The organism is Variovorax sp. 01T439_2, from assembly GCF_056398445.1.
In genome coordinates this window covers 1-5934 of sequence record NZ_JBFTPJ010000411.1, presented here as the reverse complement: position 1 = coordinate 5934, position 5934 = coordinate 1, and the positions used below count along the sequence as shown (strand labels likewise).

6 protein-coding genes are annotated in these 5934 nt (G+C 70.3%); 3 read left to right on the top strand and 3 right to left on the bottom strand.

The annotated features are described in order from the left end of the window. Positions 1-1110: DUF2339 domain-containing protein (locus tag AC1DOC_RS19070; RefSeq protein WP_478130282.1), on the top strand; the 1110-nt coding region annotated here is incomplete at its 5' end. Beyond that, positions 1107-2633: a DUF3999 domain-containing protein gene (locus tag AC1DOC_RS19065; RefSeq protein ID WP_478130281.1), complete on the top strand. Its 1527-nt coding sequence runs from the start codon at positions 1107-1109 to the stop codon at positions 2631-2633. The genes AC1DOC_RS19070 and AC1DOC_RS19065, both read left to right, overlap by 4 nt. A 12-nt stretch (positions 2634-2645) precedes the next feature. Here the strand turns inward: AC1DOC_RS19065 and AC1DOC_RS19060 are convergent, their stop codons facing one another. Genes AC1DOC_RS19060 through AC1DOC_RS19050 form a run of 3 tightly spaced genes read right to left on the bottom strand, consistent with a single transcriptional unit; the run spans position 2646 to position 4729 of the window. Then, positions 2646-3470 (bottom strand): BPSS1780 family membrane protein, encoded by an 825-nt coding sequence (locus AC1DOC_RS19060; RefSeq protein ID WP_018903138.1) that lies wholly within the window; start codon positions 3468-3470, stop codon positions 2646-2648. A gap of 10 nt (positions 3471-3480) precedes the next feature. Next, positions 3481-4527 carry a homoserine kinase gene (locus AC1DOC_RS19055; RefSeq protein WP_436301468.1) on the bottom strand — a complete coding sequence of 349 codons (1047 nt, stop codon included), beginning with the start codon at positions 4525-4527 and terminating at the stop codon, positions 3481-3483. A 43-nt stretch (positions 4528-4570) separates the two neighbouring features. Further along, entirely contained in the window at positions 4571-4729 is a 159-nt protein-coding gene (locus AC1DOC_RS19050; RefSeq protein WP_478130280.1) for a hypothetical protein, read from the bottom strand. Between the two features lie 228 nt (positions 4730-4957). Here AC1DOC_RS19050 and AC1DOC_RS19045 point away from each other — a divergent pair. Further along, positions 4958-5934: 5'-3' exonuclease (locus tag AC1DOC_RS19045; protein WP_478130279.1), on the top strand; the 977-nt coding region annotated here is incomplete at its 3' end.

Genomic DNA, 5934 nt, shown 5'->3' with positions numbered 1-5934 from the left:
GTACTGCGCCGCAACGGGCTGGCCGCGCACCTGGCCGCGGCCGCGGTGGCGATCGTGCTCGTGACCTCCGCGCTTTCGGCGCTCGTGGCGCACCGTCGCGGCTGGCCGCAGCTCGGCCGCGCGACCTTGGCCACCTTGCCGGGCCTCGGCCTGATCGCCGTCCATGCCGTTGCGCTGGCAGCGCCACTGGTCTACGTGCCGTCGAGCGCGCTCGGCTGGATCGCCTGGCCGCTGGCGCTGCTGTGGCACCTGCGGCTGCTGCATGCGCAAAGGCGCTGGCTGGGCGCATCGGCGCTGGTGCCTTTCCACGTGGCGGGCTTCTGGTTCTTTGTGCTGCTCGCGGCGCGCGAGTGCCAGTGGCAGCTCGCGCGCATCGGCGCGGAATGGTCGAGCTGGCAATTGCTGGGCTGGGCCATCGTGCCCGCGGTGGCGCTGTGGATGCTGCGCTCGCGCGCGCTGCTGCAGCGCTGGCCGCTGGCCGAGTACCGCGCCGCCTACCTCGAAGTTGCGGCGATGCCGGTGGCGGCCTATCTGCTCGCCTGGACCTGGGTCACCAACGGCGCGAGCCCGGGCGACGCGGCGCCGCTGCCCTACGTGCCGCTCTTGAACCCGCTCGAACTCGCGCAGTGGCTGGTGCTGTTCGCGCTGGTGCTCTGGTGGCGCGCCTTGCCGCCGGCGTCGTTCGCGCGCGTGCAGCCCATGGTGGCGAAGGGCGTGCTCGGCCTCACCGGCCTGGCGCTCCTGACGGGCATGGTGCTGCGCAGCTGCCATCACTATGCGGGCGTCGAATGGCGTTTCGACGCGCTCTACGCCTCGTGGCTCACGCAGGCGGCGCTCTCGATCACCTGGGCCGTCTGCGGCGTGGCCGCGATGGTGCTCGGCCATGCACGCGGGGTGCGCACCCTGTGGGTCGGCGGCGCGGCGCTGCTTGGCGTTGTGGTGCTGAAACTGTTCTTTGTCGAGTTGGCGGACCGGGGCGGGTTGTTCCGCATCGTGTCGTTCATCGCGGTGGGCGCATTGCTGCTGCTGGTGGGCTATTTCGCGCCCGTGCCGCCAAAGAAGATCGAAAAGGAGAAAGATGTTGTGTTGCCCGAAGGAGGTGCAGCATGAAGCAGAACACGAAGCCGTCGCTTCTCCTGGCGGGTGTTCGCCTCGCCGTGGCCATGGCCATGGCCGCGGCCTGGTGTGGTGCGGCTGGCGCGCAGCCCGCCACCACCGCGCCCATTGCCCTGCAGGGCAGCGGGCCGTACTACCGGCTCACACTGCCGCTGGGCATCTACGGCCTGGCCGCGCGCAGCGACCTGCGCGACATCCGGGTGCGCAATGCCACCGGCAATGCCGTGCCCTACGCATGGCTGCGCGACGAGGCCGCGGYCCCGCGCTTCAGCTCGAAGGAGGTGCCGATCTTTGCGCTGCCCGCGAGTGCCGCAGATGCATCGGACGAGGCATCGCTGGGCTTCAGGGTGCGTCCCGACGGCTCGCTGGCGCTGGCCCGCAAGCCAGCGCGCCAGCAGGCCGAGGCGGCGCAGTGGCTGATCGATGCGAGCCAGCTCAAGGGCGGCCTGCTGCAGGCGCGCTTCGAGGTGGCGCCGGAGGCGCGCGGCCTGTTCGCCTTCAGGCTGGAGGCCAGCGACGACCTGCGGCACTGGCGGCCAGTTGGGGGCGAAGAACAGCTGGTGCGGCTTGCGCACGGCGGGCAGACCATCGAACGCCTCGCGGTCGAACTGGGCGGCGTGCATGCGCGCTTCCTGCGCCTGCGCTGGAGCGATCCGCAGAACGGCGCGCCGCTGACCGGCGTGGCAATCGACAGCGTGCAGGAGGCCGAACCCGCGGCGCCGCTCCAATGGTCCGGCGCGCTCAAGCCGGAGCGCTGCGGCGCCGACCATTGCGACTACGCACTGCCGCGCGGCCTGCCGGTGGAAGCGCTGCGCATCGACCTGGCCGACGTCAACACGCTGGCGCAGGTCGGCATCTCGGGCCTGCTCGCCGCCACGCCGACGGTCCCCGCCGATCCGGCGCCCGTGCCGCGCAATCCGCTGTATGCGCTGCGGCATCGGCAGCGCCCGCCTGTGGCGCCCACCGGCAGCGCGGGCGAGGTGCCGCTGCTCGACACCGTGGTGTACCGCCTTGCGCAAACGGGCGGCGAGGCGCGCTCGCCGGTGCTGGCGCTGGACGGCGCGCGCTACACGCACCTGCGGCTGCGCACCGCCGGACCGGTGAGCCTGCTGGGCGCGGCGCCGCCGTCGATTGTGGTGGGCGCCACGCCGCGCACGCTGGTGTTCCTGGCGCAAGGTGCCGCACCTTATTCGCTGGCCTGGAATGCCGTGCCGCCGAAGAACGCCGTGCAGGGCGGTCCGCCCGGCGCGGCGCTCGCGCTTGCCACCCTGCTGCCGGGCTACAGCGCGAACAAGCCGGTGGCGGCGGACGAGGCCACCGTCGTGCTGCCGCAGCCGCCGGTGGCCGCCGTCGATGCAGCAGTGGCCGCGGYGGCGCAATTGCCGGTGCCCACGCCGCCGGATCCGGCGCGCAAGTGGTGGCTGTGGGGCGCGCTGGGCATCGGCCTCTTGCTGCTGGCTGGCATGGCCTGGTCGCTGTTCGCGAGCCTGCGCAAGGACAAGGCCGCGGCCGATTGAGGAGGAGGCGGATCAGCTCGGATCGAAGCTGTCGCGGAAGGTGAACCAGGTGGAGCTCAGCGACATGGCCGCGAGCACCAGCGCCGATCCCACGATCAGCACGTTGCCGATGAGCGCCGCGCCGCCGGCCGCCGCGCCCACGCCGATCAGCACGGTGGCGATGAGCCCCATGCCGATGCCCGCGAGCAGGAACACGCCGAACCACGCCAGCACGAAGAGCGCGTAGGCGCCGAAGTTGCGGAACAGTGCCACCACGCTGAAGAAGATGCTCTTGACCGGCTCCACGCCGTGCCAGTGCACGAGCGCCGGGGCGTGCCACATTGCCAGCGAGAGCGGCAGGTTCAGGCACATGAGGAACATGCGCGCGACCTGGAAGTCGCTGCTCGCGATGGTCTCGGCCGAGGGCATGTCGTCGAGCAGGTAGGCGCGTGCCAGCTGTCCGCCGTCGATGAAGCTCGTGAGCAGCACCGCCACCACGAAATACGCCGCCGAGATCACGCCGAGCTTGACCAGCGAGCGCCACTCGGTGCGCATGGCGGCCGCCACCGCCACGAACATGGCCGAGCCGGTGGGCCGCTGCGCATGGCCGGCGGTGCCGGCACCCTCGGCGTTGTCGGTGTAGGCAATTGAAGTGGCCACCATCAGGCCCAGCGTCATGAAGGGCAGCAGGATCGGCGCCAGCACGCTGCCCACCAGCGGCAGCAGCGACACCGTCGAGATCAGCGCCATCAGCAGGAAGAACAGCGAGATGAAGGCGAGCGGCTGCCGCCAGAAGGTCTTGAGCCCGAGGCGGACCCATTCGGCGCCGGTTCGCGCCGGCACGATGTGGAGTTTCATTCTTGAAGGCTCAGGCGGGCAGCGGCTCGAGCGACTGCGCCATGGCATGCGGATGGGTGGCGCGCTCGCGCAGCACGCGCTCGAAGTGCGCCGGGTCGTGCGGCTTGAGCATGCTGGCTTCGCGCGGCAGGTGAAAGTCCCACAGCCGCGAAATCCAGAAGCGCAGCGCCGCGGCGCGCAGCATGGCGGGCAGCAGGGCGCGCTCGGACGCATTCAGCGGGCGCACGCTTTCATAGGCCGCGAGCAGCGCGTCGGCGCGTTCGGCGTCGTGCCGGCCCGTTGAAAGATCGATGGCCCAGTCGTTCAGGCACACGGCCAGGTCGAACAGCCAGGTGTCGGTGCCCGCGAAATAGAAGTCGAAAACGCCGGTGAGGCGCGGCGCTGCGCCGGCGTCTTCACCGGTGGCGAACATCACGTTGTCGCGGAACATGTCGGCATGCACCGGGCCGCGCGGCAGCGCCGCGTAGGCCGACGATTCGGCGATGTGGTTTTGATACGCGAGTTCGGCGCGCAGCAGCGCCGCCTGCGATTCGTCCACGTAGGGCAGCACCACCGGCACGGTGTCGTTCCACCATGCGAGGCCGCGCAGGTTCGGCTGGATGCGCGGAAAGTCGCGCGCGGCCAGGTGCATGCGCGCGAGCAGGGCGCCCAGCTCGGCGCAATGGGCCGTGCCCGGCGCCAGTTCGCTTCGGCCCGAGAGCCGCTGCACCAGCGCGGCCGGCTTGCCCGCCACCTTGAGCAGCAGTTCGCACGGGGGGTTGGCGGGAATCGTCAGCGCATGGCCCGAGGGCGGCTGGATGGCCGGATCGACCACCGGCTCGGGCACCGGCAGGCCGCGGCCCGCCAGGTGCTTCATCAGACAAAGGTAGTAGGGAAGCTGCTCGGCGCCGAGGCGCTCGAACAGCGTCAGCACGAACTCGCCGCTTTCGGCGGTCGCGAAGTAGTTGGTGTTCTCGATGCCGCCCTCGATGCCGCGCAGCTCGCGCAGGGGGCCGAGGCCCAGGCGCTGCACGAGCGCGTCCGCCTCGCCGAACTCGACTTCGGTAAAAACTGCCATGGCGGTGCTCAGCGTCTTGCTGCAGATGGAAGGCGCGGCACGGTCAGAACTTCATCACGTTCCAGACCCGGGCGCCATTGCCGTTCGAGTTGGCATCGCCGGAACCCGCACGCGCGCCTGGATCGTTGGGCCGCACCTCGTAGCCCGGCACATTGGCCTTGGGCTTCACGTTGATGCTCTGCGTGCGGCCGCCATAGCGCACCTCGTCGACCGAGGCGCCGCTGTCTTCCGTGTGGATGTGCTCGACCTTCTGGTTGCGGCGGCCCTCGGCCTGCTCCTGATTTTGTAGCGGCTCGGCCGGCGCGGGCGTACCAGGAGTGTGGGGCTAGGCATAGAGGGATTGTAGGCGCGGGGGCGCTTTCGGCGTGTCGGCGGGCGGCGCTTGCAGGCGTGGTTCGGGATGCCGGTCCGGGCACGGCAAAATGGCCCGATGACCGACAAGAAAACGCTGCTGCTCGTCGATGGCTCGAGCTATCTCTACCGCGCCTTCCACGCCATGCCCGACCTGCGGGCCGTGCCCGGCGACCCGAAGAGCCCGGCGACCGGCGCCATCCGCGGAATGATCAACATGATGACGGCGCTGCGCCGCGAGGTGCGCGCCGATTACGCGGCCTGCATCTTCGATGCGCCCGGCAAGACCTTCCGCGACGACCTGTATCCCGAATACAAGGCCAACCGCTCTCCCATGCCCGACGACCTGCGCAGCCAGATCGACCCCATCCACGAGGTGGTCAAGCTGATGGGCTGGCCGGTGCTGTGCGTGCCCGACATCGAGGCCGACGACGTGATCGGCACGCTCGCCAAGACCGCGGCGCAGCAGGGCATCGAGGTGATCGTGTCGAGCGGCGACAAGGACCTGAGCCAGCTGGTGGACGAGCACATCACCATCATCGACACGATGAACGGCAAGAAGCGCGACGTGGCGGGCGTCACGTCGGAGTTCGGCGTGCCGCCCAACCTGATGATCGACTACCAGACGCTGGTCGGCGATGCGGTCGACAACGTGCCCGGCGTCGAGAAAGTCGGCCCCAAGACAGCCGCCAAGTGGCTGCTCGAATACGGCTCGCTCGACGCGCTGATCGAGCGCGCCGCCGAGGTGAAGGGCCAGGCCGGCGAGAACCTGCGCAAGGCCATCGACAAGCTCCCGCTGAGCCGCCAGCTCGTCACCATCCGCACCGATTGCGACCTGGCTGCGCACGTCGCCGGCCTGCCTTCGCTCGAAGGCCTGCCGGTGGGCGCGCCGCAGACCGCCGAGCTCAAGCCTTTCTACGAGCGGTTCGGCTTCAAGAGCCTGGTCAAGTCGCTCGAGGCGCTGGAAGTGCCGCCCGAGCTGATCGAGGAAAACATCAAGAAGCAGATGGCCCGCGGCGCCGCCGCGAGCGCCGACCAGGGCGGCCTGTTCGACGA